The sequence below is a fragment of the Dialister succinatiphilus YIT 11850 genome (genome assembly GCF_000242435.1).
Taxonomy (GTDB): Bacteria; Bacillota; Negativicutes; order Veillonellales; family Dialisteraceae; genus Dialister; species Dialister succinatiphilus.
This window is the reverse complement of the sequence record NZ_JH591188.1, coordinates 195,904-210,342: the sequence shown is the minus strand read 5'-3', so window position 1 is coordinate 210,342 and position 14,439 is coordinate 195,904. Positions and strand designations below refer to the sequence as shown.

The window sequence follows — 14,439 nt, the reverse complement described above, 5'->3', positions numbered from 1 at the left end:
GGCAGCCCAGGGCCGAAAGGCCCGGCGGCTGGCTCAACCCTCACGCCCGTAAGGGCGTGTCAACCTTCGGGAATACTGGAAAGCACCGCCCAAGTCCCGGTCCCGGTCCCGATCCTGACCGCGCCGAGAGGCACCTGAACCCTCCTGCTTTTGAACATACCCTTTCCCACCCCCATATTTCCCATATCTCCCATATAAAAAGCAGGCACCGAAATGCCTGCTTTTCTTTGAAGGAAAGATGTTTTTTCTATTAAGCGAAAGGAACCCACTTGCCGTCTTTAACCTGGAGAACGTCCAGATCCATCTTGGGATCCCGGTTTTCATCAAACTGGAACTTGCCTGTAGCGCCTTCGAAGTCTTTAATCTGGGCCAGGGAATCACGGAATTTCTTTCTATCCGTAGTGCTGCCTGATTTTTCTGCTGCTTCGTGCATAACGTAAATGGCATCGTAGGCCTGGGCAGAGAACTGGTCCGGTTCATGACCATACTTGTCTTTGAAAGCCTGACGGAAATGCTGGGCTTTTTCTGTCTTCCGTTCTGCATTCCACGGGGTAGCTACCAGGGTTCCTTCGGCAGCGGCACCGGCCTGTTCGATGTAGGCAGGGCTGTTGAAGCCGTTGTTGCCGATGATAGGCTGTTTCATGCCCATTTCACGGGCTTTCTTAACGATGAGGGCGCCTTCCTGATAGAGGCCGGCAATGCAGATTACATCAGGGTTGGCAGCCTGAATCTTGGTGAGCTGGGCGGAGAAATCGGTATCCTTGTCTGCAAAGGTTTCGGTATCAATGATATCAATGCCCATCTTCTTGAACAGTTCTTCGTAAATGCCATGTTCCCCTACCATCTGGTCGTTATTGTTGGAGTACATGATGGCTACATTCTTGAAGCCCAGTTTGTCATGGGCTTTCTTTACGGTAATGGGGATAGCCATTTTGCCGGGGATAGCATTTCTGAAGATATAATCACCCAGGTCTGTAATTCCGGGGGCCGTGGTGCCGGTACCGAAAGCAACGACTTTAGATTTCTGGGCAATGGGGCCTGCGGCGAACATGGAACCGGAAAGGGTAGGTCCTTCGATAGCCAGTACTTTATCCTGCTCAATGCACTTCTTCATGGCGTTGATGGCTTCTGCCTTGTTGCCTTTGGTATCATAGGTTTTCAGATCGATTTTCATCTTGGTGTTCGGATCTTTGTTGATTTCTTCTACAGCCAGTTCCGTGCCTTCTTTCATGGCCTGCCCATAGGCAGCGGCCGGTCCGGTATAGGCTCCCAGGAAACCAAATTTCACGGTCTGCTCTCCGCCTGCACTGCCATTGGCCTTCTTGTCACCGCCACATCCTGCAAAAGCTCCGCAGATTGCTGCTGCTGCCATGATTGCTGCCATACCTTTTAACCATTTTTTCTGCATAATGAAAACCTCTTTCCTTTGACTGCCTTCCTACAAATAATTCTTGACCAGACTTCTGAGGGGATAAGATGAAACAAAAAGCCCCCACCGGCAGCATATGCTGCCAGCAGGGGCGGATTTCCGCGGTACCACTCTGATTTGTCTCTTAACCGCCTGCAAAGATAGAATCTCCCTGTAAACAGAAAGCCCCTACCTCCAGCCTGCGCCGGAGATAGGGGCGAATTGTTTCGCGGTACCACCCTACATTATACTTGCGGTTCCATATTCGTAACGTGAATGGACGTTCCTGCTTACTATATTCGGCAGAAAAGCTCTCGAGTGACTAACAGTATGCCCTCATCTACCGGTTTTCATCTCCCACCGGCTCTCTGCAAGATCAAAAGCAACCTTTTTCTCGTTCATCGCTTATCTATATTACTTTCAGAAGCTTGTAGAAATCATAACGCCGGATTTTGATTTTGTCAAGAGGATTTTTTGAGTACGTAAGCCAGTTTTCATCTACCCATTCCGCGCCCGGCCCGCAGGGAATCGCATACATGAGCTTTTTTCGCTCCTCTTCCGGCAGAGAAATCTCCGTCTCTTCCTTCAGAAAAGGAAAGAGCGGCGACGTCAGAAGCACATGAGCAAAGGAAGAAGCAAGGCGCCACAGGAAGACAAAGGAAGGGCTGCCCTCTTCCTTTTCCTGGAACCCCAGATCGTAAAGAGCCTGCCAGCGGTCTTCCTCAAATCGCTGCTTCCATTGCTTCATGGAATCGGTCAGTTCGCCGCCTTCTTCATCTGCTGCAAATCCCCATTCCGTAAAAATAAAGGACAAGCCTTCTTCCTTATCCTTCATTTTCCAGTCCCTTTTCCATCATCATTTCTTTTCCCCATCCGCCGGTGGGGATGATAAAGCTGCCAGCCGTAGTGGATGGCAGCCACCCGGAGAAGCAGCACCGCCCCGAAGGCAGTCCAGGACACCAGAGACAGCGGCAGGACACCGTGAAGAATGCACATGAGAAGCCCGCCGGCCACAGAGGCAATGGCATAGACGTCCATGTAAAGCACCACCGGCATGCGGCGGGCCATCATATCCCGGATCACCCCGCCTCCTACGGCAGTGATAAGCCCCAGCATGGTGGGAAGCACATATTCATAGGACGGCCAGGCATAGAAAGCAGTGAGCACGCCGGTTACCGTAAAGGCGGAAAGACCGATGGTATCAGACAGATGGTAGAGAAAGGAAATAATCACCCTCCCCTTTTTAGGAATGCGGAAAAAGGGATAAAAGAGGCTCACCGCCAGGGCCGTACCGATGGAAACCAGAAGACTCATGGGATGGGTCAGCGCCGACGGCGGAATGATGCCGCAAAGCACGTCCCGGATCATGCCGCCGCCTACGCCGGTCATGACTGCCAGCACCGTAATGCCGAATATGTCCATGCGCCGGTAAAGACCTACAATGGCGCCGGAAAAGGCAAAGGCAATGGTGCCCAATATTTCAAAAATCATCCAGGTAACAGACATGGGAATGCCTCACTTTGGAAAAAGGGCCGCTTGGCGGCCCGGGTTTAGAGGGTTCAGAAGAAAAGGTTAACGGCCCTCCGGGCCGAAGGGGCGCCGCTGACGCGGCAGGTTGTGTAGAAGGGTTATGGAAAAAGGTTCTTAAGATTGACTGGCCCTTTCGGGCCCGAGGGTTCTTAGGTTTGACGGCCTTTCAGGCCGAGGGTTGTGGTATCGCCCTATCGGGCGATGAGTATAAAGTCAGCGTTACGGGATTTACTTTCAGTGCCATATGGCATGATAGGCATTCTGCTGATTGGCTCGCTGCGCTCGCCTCCCCCTATCCGGCTTCGCCGGACTTCCCCCTGTTCAGGGGGCAGAATAAAACACCGCGAAACACTCTCTTCATAAATGGCTCTACAGTAAGCACGGGTTATAGTGCCACTGTGGAGGTCCTGCATAGGACCTCCAAGTGGGGCGAAGTAAGGCGCCTAGCCTGCCCATTAAGGCGCTTTCCTTTTGCCGCCCCACCGAACTGCGGGGGTGGCAAAGGAACTGGATTCATAGGGGAGCTCTGCGATCCGCGAATCCAGTGACATGCTTCCCACCGGGCAAGGTGGTGGCGTTAGCCACCAAAGGGGGAATCTCCTTCGCCCGCCAGGGCGGTTGTGAAGATTTTTTCATAAGAGGGCGCCTTCTATAATTTAGAGGCGCCCTACCACAACCCTCGCGCCAAAGGCGCGTCAAACTTAAGCCCCTTAAGAACCTTCGGCCCAGCGGGCCGTCCACCCTCAAGCCCGTCAGGGCTTGTCCATAAGGCGTGTCAACCTTCGGGAATACAGTCCCCGCCGCCATCGGGAAGCGGTCAGCGGATAGCGGTCAGCGGAAATTTGACTGTCTGCCATCTCCCCACGTTCGGGAATACCCGACAGCCGATAGCCGACAGCCGATAGCCGACAGCCGACAGCCGCCTCACTCCCACCAGCCCACAGGTACGCTGGCTAAAACACCAGGTACACCACATAGCTTGCAAGGGAGATGAAAAGGTTGGCCAGGGGATTGATGATGCGGTTGATGAGGCCGCTGAAAACCACCACCATCAGGAGGACGAAGCCGTACTGGGCGTTGAAATTTTCGTATTTGAAGGACAGCTCTCCCGGCAGGAACATGGAGAGGATTTTGGAGCCGTCCAGCGGCGGCACGGGAATGAGATTGAAAAAGGCAAACCACACATTGTACATCATAATCCAGTTCAGAAAGAGGGCGCTTTCCCGGCTGAGCATGCCCAGCTTGAGCAGAATGGCAGAAAGCAGGATGGAAAGAAAGCCCAGGAACAGATTCATGCCGGGGCCGGCAAAGGACACTTTCAATAGGCCGCTCCGGTAATTCTTGTAATACCTTGGATTAATCATCACCGGTTTGGCCCAGCCAAAACCACAGAGCACCAGAAGGATGGTGCCCAGCACATCCAGATGGGCCAAGGGGTTGATGGTGAGCCGTCCGTCCAGAGAAGGCGTGGGGTCCCCCAGGGCGTCAGAAACAGCAGCATGGGCATACTCGTGGAAGGACAGGGCGATGAGAAGGGCCGGCACCCGGTAAATCAGGGTGCTTATATCAAGAAAATCAAACATGGCAGACTCCTTTCCTGTTCATGATTTGATTCTATTATACATGGTTTCACCGGGCCGTCATAGCCTGTGAATTTCGTCCTGTCCCATAGACATGGCAGCTGGAAACGGGGCTCCGGGCTGGAATCCATGATGCCCTCTGTTTTGAAATCAAAAAGCATCCCTGAAAGGGCCTGCCCCTTACACTATGAATATCTTCCGTCGCCTGTCTTTTCATAAAAGGCAGGGGCCTGCCATTTCCATGCATAACAAAAACTGTCCCTTCCATACGGATTCCCCATATTTCTTGACCCCGGGGCCCTGTTCCTTTATACTTTAATCTGTAATTAAAAAATGGGAGATTGACTATGGAAATCAATTTAAACATGTACCAGACCCTGGCAGCTGCGGTGGCTGTCTTTTTTCTGGGCGGCTTTCTGAAGACGAAAATCAAGCTGCTTCGGAAATACTGCATTCCGGCGCCGGTCATCGGCGGCACCATCTTTTCGATTCTGAACTGTATTTTATACACCAGAGGCATCTGGACCTATACCCAGGACACGGTGATGCAGAACTGGTGTATGATGCTTTTCTTCACCAGTATCGGCTACATGGCCAGCGTGCACCTTATCCGAAAGGGGGGCCTTCTGGTCATCAAAATGGCCCTGCTGGTAGGCATCCTCATTATCATGCAGAACCTCATCGGCATTTCCCTTTCCCGCTTTTTCGGTGAAAATCCCCTCATGGGACTGGCCGACGGCTCCATCCCCCTGGTCGGAGGTCACGGTACCTCCGGTTCCTTCGGCCCTGTACTGGAAAGCATGGGACTTTCCGATGCCACCACCATTGCCTTTGCTGCCGCCACCTTCGGCCTGGTGGCCGGCTCCTTTATCGGCGGTCCTATCGGTGAACTCCTGATCCGTCGTTTCCGTCTCACCTCTTCGGAAGGAAAGGTCATCGATGCTTCCCTGCCCGGCGGCAAAATGGGTCCCCATCCGGAAACAGAGAATGATGAAGACGCTGCTGCCAATTACCTCAACATGGACAATTTCATGTACGCCTTCGGCCAGCTCCTTCTGGCCATGGGCATCGGCACCTATGTGAGCCAGTTTTTTATCGATATCGGCCTGGTGTTCCCGGGCTACATCGGCGCCATGATTGTGGCAGCGGTGATTCGGAACATAGCAGAAGGCACCGGTCTCTACGGCATTTACCAGAAGGAAAGCGAAGTTCTTGGCGGCATGTGCCTCAATATTTTTATTTCCTGCGCCCTCATGAGCTTGAAGCTCTGGCAGCTGGCGGACCTGGCAGTGCCGCTCATCATCACCCTTCTCATCCAGACAGTGGTGATGGCCCTCTTCGCTTACTTTGTCATTTTCCGGGTTATGGGCGGAAATTATGAAGCCGCCGTCATGGCTTCCGGTACCTGCGGCTTCGGCATGGGCGCCACGCCTAATGCCATCGCCAACATGAATGCCATGTGCGAACGGTTCGGTCCTGCCCACACCGCATACTTCGTCATTCCCTTAATCGGCGCTTTCGTCGTAGATTTCCTGAACGCTTCCATTCTCATGATTTTCATGAATCTTCTGAAATAAAAAAGGGACTGTGAAAAAATGTAAATCATTTCTTCACAGTCCCTTTTTCCTTTACCTATAGGTATTCAGCGATTTTCAAAAGGGTACAAGTTCCATATATCCAGATTTCAGTTTCTCACAGAGTTCTTCCCATATCCAGCGCCATCTGCTTATCCTTTTCCGGCGGTCTGCCGGCAATGGTGAGGTAGCCGCCGATCATGGCGCCGTTCAGGCCTGCGGCCAGAGCAAAGGCCTGCAGGTCCCGGAGGGCCGTTTCCCTTCCGGCGCACACCCGCATGATTACATGGGGCAGAATGAACCGGTACAGGGCAAACATGCGGAGTACATCCACCGGCTTGGGCGGTTTATTTTTGCCGAAAGGCGTACCGGGAATGGGGCTGAAGATGTTGAGAGGCACGCTGGTGACATGGTGGCTTCGCAGGGCAAAGGCCATGTCCAGGCGGTCATCTTCTGTTTCCCCCAGGCCCATAATGCCGCCGGAGCAGACTTCCAGTCCTGCCTTCTGGATGCGGCGGATATGGTCTTCCTTTTCCTCATAGGTATGGGTGGTGCAGATATGGGGAAAATACCGCTTCGCCGTTTCCAGGTTGCAGTGAATCCGCTGGCATCCGGCTTCCTTCAGCTGCCGGAGCTGGTCATCGGTCAAAAGGCCCAGGGAGCAGCACACGGACAGTTTCGTCTGCTGGGAAATGAGCTTGACTGCCTTCACAATGGAAGCAAACTGCACAGGGTCGCTCTGGCCCCGTCCGCTGGTGACGATGCCGAACCTTTCCGCGCCGTAGGCTTCTGCCTGCTTTGCTTCATGAAGCAGGTCTTCCGGGCTCCGTAAAGGATATTCCTTCACGCCGGTATGGTACCAGCCGGACTGGGCGCAGAATCTGCAGTTTTCCGTGCATCGGCCGCTTCTGGCATTCACGTCGCTGCAGAAACGCATCTTGTCTCCGCAGAAGGTTTTTCGAATCTTGTCGGCTGCCGCCATCAGGAAGAGGGGCTCCTTCTTTCCCGCTTCATTGAGCTTTCCTGCTTCCTCCCTGGTGATATCGGTGCCTCCAAGGATTTTGTTCATACAGTCTTCAATAAATTTTACGTTTTCATCCATATGGCTATGTTTCACTTCTTTCAGGTTATCGGGAGGCTGCCCAGCAGCCCGGGTTCAGAGGGTTCAGAGGGAAAGGTTCACGGCCTTTCAGGCCGAAGGGGCGCCGCTGACGCGGCGGGTTGTATAGAAGGGTTGTTGAAAAAGGTTCTTAAGATGGACCGGCCTTGGGGCCCAAGGGTTCTTAAGTTTGACAGCCCTTGCAGGGCTGAGGGTTGTGGTGGCGCCCTTCGGTGCACAGCGAACACATTTTGCACTAGCGAACTGGATTTGTAAGGGAGCATCAGCGACCTGAAAATCCAGTGAGTCAGTGACAGCAGTGGATGCACTATGCGAACTGGATTTGTAAGGGAGCATCAGCGACCTGAAAATCCAGTGAGTCAGTGACAGCAGTGGGTGAAGGAGCGCTAGCGACGCGCAAAATGTAGTGAGTCGTTTCCCCTTTAGGGGGCGCATGAGTATATATGCCGCCGAAGGCGGCAATAAAATGGCGCCGAGAGGCCCCCACCTCGCCAACGCAGTGGTACTTTATAACTCCCCTGGGCGGAGCCCTCAAACTGTCCGGGAGGCGTCAGCCGGCCCCGGACAGAACCCTGGCAGCCCAGGGCCGTAAGGCCCGATGGCTGCCTCAACCCTCGCGTCCGTAAGGACGCGTCAACCTTCGGGCAGACATCCCATGTGATGTCTGCCATCTGATTATCTGATGTCTTCCCGCCGACTGGTATTTACCGATTCCCCCTCACTTACTATTCTTACCGAGATTCTTCGCTGCGCTCAGAATGACCGGTGGGAGGTGGGAAGGGGGGCAGCGAACAGCCGTTTCACCAGCCCACTAGTACACTAGCTCACCAGCCCACTAGTACACAAATTAATTCAGATTCGGAGCGGTCTGGGTGCGGCCCAGGTCATGGAGCATAGCGATATCGTCCTGAGGATCGGATCCTTTACTGGTAAGGTAATTGCCGATCATGACGCCGTTCATGCCGCCGGCCAGAGCCATGGACTGCAGGCTCCGGAGGTTGATCTGCCGTCCGCCGGCGGTACGGATCTGGGCCTTGGGGAGAACGAAGCGGAACATAGCAAAAGAGCGGAGGATTTCAAGGGGAGAAAGGCGCTTGTTGTGCTCAAAGGGAGTACCGGGGATCGGATTCAGTACGTTCAGCGGCACGGCGTCAATGTGCATTTCCTTCAGATGGAATGCCATTTCCACCCGCTGGTCCAGGGATTCGCCAAGACCGATGATGCCGCCGCAGCAGACACGGATGCCTGCTTTCTGGGCACGGGCTACGTTCTCCGCCTTTTCCTCCGCTGTATGGGTGGTGCACACTTCCTTGAAGAAGGAAGGAGCTGACTCGATATTGCAGTGCAAGCGGCTGATACCGGCTTCTTTCAGCTGGTAAGCCTGTTCCTGGGTGAGGAATCCGAGGGAGCAGCATACTTCGATGCCTACTTCCTTGCGGATACGACGGATTAAGTCGAGAATTTCCGCAAAGTCCTTCGGATTTCTCTGGTCACGGCCTGCAGTAACAATATCGAAACGGGCAGCTCCGGCTTTTTTCGCTCTTTTAGCCGCTTCAATGACCTCATCTTCCGGAAGGAATTTATAGGTTTTTACACCTGTATTGTAACGAGCAGACTGGGCACAGAATTTGCAGTCTTCCTGGCAGGAACCGCTCCTGGCGTTGATAATGGCGCAGAGGTCTACGCTCCGGCCGGAAAATTTCTGACGGATCTTATCAGCGCAGGCCAGAAGAAGCATGGTGTCTTCGTCTCTGGTACGGATGAGGGCTCTGGCCTCTTCTTCGGTCAGTTCTCCGCCATTCAAAACTTTTTCAGTCCACTTCAAAATCTGTTCACAGCTGCTTTCCATTGCAAACCACTCCTTTTATAAAATCACCTGCCGTCAAAAGACAGGGTATTGCCTTGATGAAACCTTACGTGTATGTGCGTAATAGAAATATTCGTGTTTCACAATGGTGCGGAATATTTCTATCTGTATGAAATTGTATATGAAATCAAAGCTGAGGCTGGGTCATAGAGCGTCCCAGGTCTTCGGTCATCCGGATATCCTCCTTCGGATCTCTTCCGCCGGTGGTAAGGTAGCCTCCCACCATAATGCCGTTCAGGCCGCCGGTCAAAGCATAGGCCTGCAGGCTCCGGAGGTTCACTTCCCGGCCGCCGGCGGTGCGGATGAGCGCCTTCGGCAGGACGAAGCGGAACATGGCGAAGGTGCGGAGCACTTCCAGCGGCGGCAGGCGGCGGTTCGTATAGAAAGGCGTGCCTTTCACCGGATTCAGAATATTCATGGGGATGGAATCGATGTGCATGGACTTCAGTTTGAAGGCCATTTCCACCCGCTGGTCCAGGGATTCGCCCAGGCCGATGATGCCGCCGGAGCATACCCGGATGCCCGCCTCCTGGGCGGTGCGGATGATGACTTCCTTATCTTCCATGCTGTGGGTGGAGCACACTTCCGGGAAATAGGAAGGTGCCGTTTCGATGTTGCAGTGGATTCTCGTGATGCCTGCTTCCTTCAGGCGGATGGCCTGCTCTTTGGTAATGAGTCCCAGGGAGCAGCACACTTCGATGCCTACCTGCTCACGAATCTTCTTCACAATATCGATGATTTCCTCAAACTCATTGGGATTGTCCTGGTTTCGTCCGCTGGTAACCAGGGAGAAACGGACAGCGCCGGCTGCTTTGGCTTTCTTCGCCGCTTCCAGAATTTCATCTTCCGGAAGGAGCCGGTATACTTTGGCACCGGTATGGTACCAGCCCGACTGGGCGCAGAACTTGCAGTTCTCCTGACAGTGGCCGCTTCTGGCATTGATAATGGCACAGAAATCTACTGCATTGCCATTGAATTTCTGGCGGATTTTATCCGCCATAGCCAGGAGCAGCATGGTATCCTCATCTTTAGTACGGATTAATTTCTTTGCTTCTTCTTCTGTAATCTCACCGCCATCCATGACTTTTTCAGCCAATTTGATAATTTCTGCACAAGCACTGTCCATAATGAAAACTTCCTTTCACAATCGGAGCACCTGCGTTTCAAATTGTTACCTTGTGATTAAGTATAAAATAAACAATCAAATCTGTCAATCCTGTTATTTGGAGTAGTTGACAAATGTTGACATAATTGTGCTGGTGCTGCTTTTTAATATTTCTTTATCTTCCTGCCGTCCGCCTTATTCTATAATAAAGAAAAGACAGAGAAAGGAGGTATGGACCATGGCAGGAAAAAGAGAAACCAACAGGGTATCCTACTATTTTCTAAAGGAGAAAAAGATACTGGCCATGACGGCCTTAAGCGGCATCCTTTACAACCTGGGCCTCGTCGCAGTCCCCTGGTTTGAAGGGCACATATCCCAGTATCTGGCAGACATTTTGGAAGGGACCCGCCAGCCTTCTTCCTTGGTATTTCTTGCCCTTTCCTACTTTTTCACCGTCCTTTTCGTACAGGCCATGCGGTATGTGAAGCGCCTCTATGTGCGCCGTTTTGCCAACAATACCATACTGTCCATGAAGGAAACGATCTATACCAGGCTTCTTCAGGAAAATCGGCAAGACCTTGAGGGCCAGGGCGCCCGCTGGATGACCCGGGTCATTTCCGATGTGGAAGCCTGCGCCGAAGGCATGCGGAAATTCACGACGGAACTCTTTGATACCGGCGTAGCCCTTCTCGCTTACAGCGCCTTTCTCTTCTACTACGACTGGCGCCTCACCTTTCTGGTGCTTCTTTTCCCTCCGGCCGCCTACCTTCTGGCAGACAGGCTGAAGAAACCGGTCACCAGCGCCAGCCGGCGGGCTAAGGAATCAGCGGAGCGTCTGGCCCGGGGCACCATGGACCGGCTGCGCCATGCCCTGACCTACCGTCTCTATGGAGAAGAAGAAACAGCCGATGAGCGCTACCATCGCCTGCTCACCGATTATGAAAAGCGGCGGATCCGCCAGGGCCTTTGGGAAAACAGCATGGAACCGCTCTACCGGATCATTGCCATGACCGGGTCTCTCCTCATTCTCTGGCTGGGCGGGAACAATGTGATGGGCCAGGGCTGGGAAGACTGGAACATTGCCGCCTTTGCCGCATACCTTGCCTGCTTTACCAGGCTGGCCGTGAAATCCTCCCATGCGGCCCACCTGTTCAACGCCCTGCAGAAAGCGGACGTTTCCTGGCACCGCATCCGTGATTTCCTGACGCCTCTTTCGGAGACGGCCCTGCCGCCGGCAAAGCCTGACCGCCTTACCGTAAGCCATGTATCCTTTACCTACCCCGGCGCCAGCCATGCTGTCATTCAGGACTGCACCTTTTCCGCCGCCCCCTCAGACATCATAGGCATTACCGGAGGCACCGCATCCGGCAAGTCCACCCTGGGCCGCCTTTTCCTCATGGAATCTCCCCATGAAGGGTCGATTACCTGGGGCAAAAAGGAGCTGGGCCGGGACATATCCCCCCTGTCTCTCATAGGCTATATGGGCCATTCCATGGAGCTCTTCAATGCCTCCCTGGAAGAGAATATAGGGCTTGGAAAAAAAGGAAATCTGGACGAAGCGCTGTGGGGCGCCTGCCTTGACGAAGAGGCCGCCGCCTTTCCCCGAGGCGTCAAAACGGTGATAGGCGAAGGAGGCATCCGCCTTTCCGGCGGTCAGCAGGCCCGGGTAATGATTGCTCGCCTTCTCTATCACCGCCGCCCCCTCATTATTCTGGATGACCCCTTCGCGTCGGTAGACAGGGAAACGGAAGACCAGCTCTTTGACCGCATCCATGCCCTGTGCCCGGATTCCATTATCCTACTCATTTCCCACCGCCTCCGCACCTTCCCAAAGACCAGTCAGGTCCTGTGGATAGGAAAGGATGGCCGGGTCACCACATCTACCCATGAAAAACTGCTGGCAGAAAATGAAGACTACCGCCGGCTCTGGGCTCTCCAAAACCCAGAGATGCATGAAAGTCATTGCGAGGAAAGGAGGTAACCCCATGGACCATCCCACTTCGGGCCTGAAAGAAATCATTGCTTCCTCTTTCACCGCCCGCCCGGCGCTGACCGCAGCCCTTTCAGGAACCATTTTCCTCTCCCTCTTTCTCAGCATCCTTCCGCCGCTGGTACTGCAGAGAGCCATTGATGCCCTGACCGCTGGAAAAGCAGAGAGCTCCCTCCTTCTCTTCTGGGGCCTGCTGTACTTTATTCTCACCGCCCTTAGCGGCCTGTCAGAGGGAATAAGGGAAACGCTGATTACCATGTTCGGCCAGTCCGTCACCAAAAGGATACGGCAGGCCATGGCAGCCAAGCTGAGCCGCCTTCCTGCCGCCTTCTTTACCAGCCGGGGCGAAGGCAGCACCGCCTCCCTTTTTGTCAATGATGTGGACACTCTGGAAGACCTCTTCGACTCCGGCATTATCAGCATGGCCGTAGACAGCTGCCGCCTCTTTTCCATACTGGCTGCCGTATACTGGCTGAGCTTCGGTCTTTTCCTGCTGCTCCTGGCAGCCCTTCCCTTTCTCTTCCTTCTCACCCGGACCTTCCAGCATCACATGCTGGCTGCCCAGATAGAAAACAGGAAAGCCATTGCCTCCACCAATGAGCTCATTCCCGAAACCTGCCGCAATATCCGCACCATCCGCCTTCTTTCCTGTGAATATTTCATGAAGAAAAGATACGCTGCCGCCATCAAGAAAAGTTTTCAGTCCATGGAAAAAACAAACTTCTACGATTCCATTTACTCTCCCATCATCCTTACCACCAGCGCCCTTCTCATATCCCTCATGGCCATTTTCTCTGTGAGCCCCCGGGGAGCCACCCTTTTTGGCATGACCGCCGGCACCGCCGCTGCCCTCATCGCCTATGTGGGAAAAATCTTCTCCCCTCTGGAAAGCCTGGGCATGGAAATAGAAAATATCCAGTCCGCCATGGCCGGCGTCCACCGGATCCGGGAATTTATGGAAGAGGAGGAAATGGCCCTGCCTGCCGGGAACGGAAAGAAAAGTGACCTGCCCCTCTGTATCAGCCATCTCTCCTTTGCCTATGAAAAAGGCCATCCCCTTTTCAAAGATTTCAGTCTCACCCTGGAATCCGGCTGCCATCTGACTCTCACCGGCCGCACAGGCAGCGGGAAAAGCACCCTCTTCAAACTCATTACCGGCCTCTGCCTGCCCGACAGCGGTACCATTGCCCTCTTCGGCATGAATCCCGCTGCCATTCCTCCCAAAGAACGAAGAAAAATCTTCGGCATCGTGAGCCAGTCCTTCCCCATGATTGATGGCACCGTGAGAGACCAGATCACCCTGGGCGATATGCGCATCACTGACACCATGACCGCATCAGCCCTCAGGATTTCCGGACTGTATGAAACAGTGATGGCCCTTCCCCAAAAACTGGACACCCCTTTCCAGGACAGCCTTTTTTCTGAAGGAGAAAAGCAGCTCCTTTCCATTGCCCGGGCCCTGGTATTCCAGCCGCCCCTCCTCCTTTTGGATGAAATGAATGCCCATCTGGATTCACTGACAGAGCAGAAAGTGCTGGATGCCCTGTCCCGGGCCTCCAGCCACCGCACAGTACTCTCCATTTCCCATCGTCTGGGAAAGGCCTGCCAGGGGCCGGTACTCCGTATAGGAGAAGGAAGAGAGGAAGGGAAGCCATAATTGAACTGTGGTCTTGGGGGACACGCCTCTGGTGTGAGGGTTGACGGGACTTCGTCCCTCTGTGATTGTCCCACCGCCTGCGGGGGGAAGGTGGTACGCAGTACCAAAGGGGGAAAGGGTTCTTAAGGTTCTTAAGTTTGACGCGCCTTCGGCGCGAGGGGTGGTGGCGGCTTCGCCGCAGATTTTAAAGAAGGGGATGTCAAGAATTTTGTGTTTTTAGATTAACCAATCGTATTTAGCGATTAGTTTGCTCATACGTTCGTCAATCAATAATTGGTTCATAACAGCCTGCCAGTTAAAGACCTTTCCTTTGCCCTTCCATTTGGTGTTCTTGAGCTCAAGGACACGGAGGTAGAGAAGCTTCAGGATGGCCTCGTCATTGGCAAAAGAGCCCTTACGGGTTACCTTTCTGAAACTGGAATTGATGCTTTCTATGGCATTAGTAGTGTACATGACTCTCCGTACATTAGAGCCGTAGTTAAACAGCTGTTCCACGTGCTGGAAGTTGTTTTCCCAGACCGCTATAGCCCCAGGATAGGCTGCCCATTTTCCCTTGAACTTTTCAAACAATCTGCGAGCTTCTGCTACATTGGTAGCCTTGTAGATTT

11 protein-coding genes and 1 other annotated feature are annotated in these 14,439 nt (G+C 53.6%); of the genes, 3 read left to right on the top strand and 8 right to left on the bottom strand.

All coding sequences use genetic code 11. The annotated features are described in order from the left end of the window. Positions 1–250: 250 nt before the first annotated feature. The 4 genes from HMPREF9453_RS06295 to HMPREF9453_RS06275 all read right to left on the bottom strand — a co-directional run bounded on the left by HMPREF9453_RS06295 (position 251) and on the right by HMPREF9453_RS06275 (position 4,521). Positions 251–1,408, bottom strand: coding sequence for an ABC transporter substrate-binding protein (locus HMPREF9453_RS06295; protein ID WP_008859724.1), 1,158 nt, complete (start codon positions 1,406–1,408; stop codon positions 251–253). 210 nt (positions 1,409–1,618) lie between these two features. Further along, positions 1,619–1,819: a binding site (T-box leader), on the bottom strand. Then, on the bottom strand, positions 1,818–2,243 hold the full coding sequence (locus tag HMPREF9453_RS06290) for a hypothetical protein (protein WP_008859723.1): 426 nt from the start codon (positions 2,241–2,243) through the stop codon (positions 1,818–1,820). (Overlaps the previous feature by 2 nt.) Next, a complete protein-coding gene (locus HMPREF9453_RS06285; protein WP_008859722.1) occupies positions 2,240–2,914 on the bottom strand; it encodes a trimeric intracellular cation channel family protein in 675 nt (224 codons plus the stop codon). The genes HMPREF9453_RS06290 and HMPREF9453_RS06285 overlap by 4 nt, the downstream gene beginning before the upstream one ends. 977 nt (positions 2,915–3,891) lie before the next feature. Beyond that, on the bottom strand, positions 3,892–4,521 hold the full coding sequence (locus HMPREF9453_RS06275; protein ID WP_008859720.1) for a site-2 protease family protein: 630 nt from the start codon (positions 4,519–4,521) through the stop codon (positions 3,892–3,894). Positions 4,522–4,865: 344 nt separating this feature from the next. Here HMPREF9453_RS06275 and gltS point away from each other — a divergent pair, with 344 nt between their 5' ends. Then, positions 4,866–6,095 (top strand): sodium/glutamate symporter, encoded by a 1,230-nt coding sequence (gene gltS / locus HMPREF9453_RS06270; protein ID WP_008859719.1) that lies wholly within the window; start codon positions 4,866–4,868, stop codon positions 6,093–6,095. Between the two features lie 115 nt (positions 6,096–6,210). Here the strand turns inward: gltS and bioB (HMPREF9453_RS06265) are convergent, their stop codons facing one another. The 3 genes from bioB (HMPREF9453_RS06265) to bioB (HMPREF9453_RS06255) form a co-directional block, all read right to left on the bottom strand. Beyond that, positions 6,211–7,161 (bottom strand): biotin synthase BioB, encoded by a 951-nt coding sequence (bioB, locus tag HMPREF9453_RS06265; protein WP_040380299.1) that lies wholly within the window; start codon positions 7,159–7,161, stop codon positions 6,211–6,213. 898 nt (positions 7,162–8,059) lie between these two features. Continuing rightward, complete coding sequence (bioB, locus tag HMPREF9453_RS06260) at positions 8,060–9,061, bottom strand: biotin synthase BioB (RefSeq protein WP_008859717.1); 1,002 nt, start codon at positions 9,059–9,061, stop codon at positions 8,060–8,062. Positions 9,062–9,206: 145 nt separating this feature from the next. Further along, positions 9,207–10,205, bottom strand: a complete 999-nt coding sequence (gene bioB / locus HMPREF9453_RS06255; RefSeq protein ID WP_008859716.1) for a biotin synthase BioB — start codon at positions 10,203–10,205, stop codon at positions 9,207–9,209. Positions 10,206–10,422: 217 nt separating this feature from the next. Between bioB (HMPREF9453_RS06255) and HMPREF9453_RS06250 the strand changes: the two genes are divergently transcribed. After that, positions 10,423–12,165, top strand: a complete 1,743-nt coding sequence (locus HMPREF9453_RS06250; protein WP_008859715.1) for an ABC transporter ATP-binding protein — start codon at positions 10,423–10,425, stop codon at positions 12,163–12,165. Positions 12,166–12,169: 4 nt separating this feature from the next. Beyond that, entirely contained in the window at positions 12,170–13,831 is a 1,662-nt protein-coding gene (locus HMPREF9453_RS06245; protein WP_008859714.1) for an ABC transporter ATP-binding protein, read from the top strand. A gap of 216 nt (positions 13,832–14,047) precedes the next feature. On the opposite strand, the gene HMPREF9453_RS06240 is transcribed toward HMPREF9453_RS06245, so the two are convergent. Then, positions 14,048–14,439: transposase (locus tag HMPREF9453_RS06240; protein WP_187368057.1), on the bottom strand; the 392-nt coding region annotated here is incomplete at its 5' end.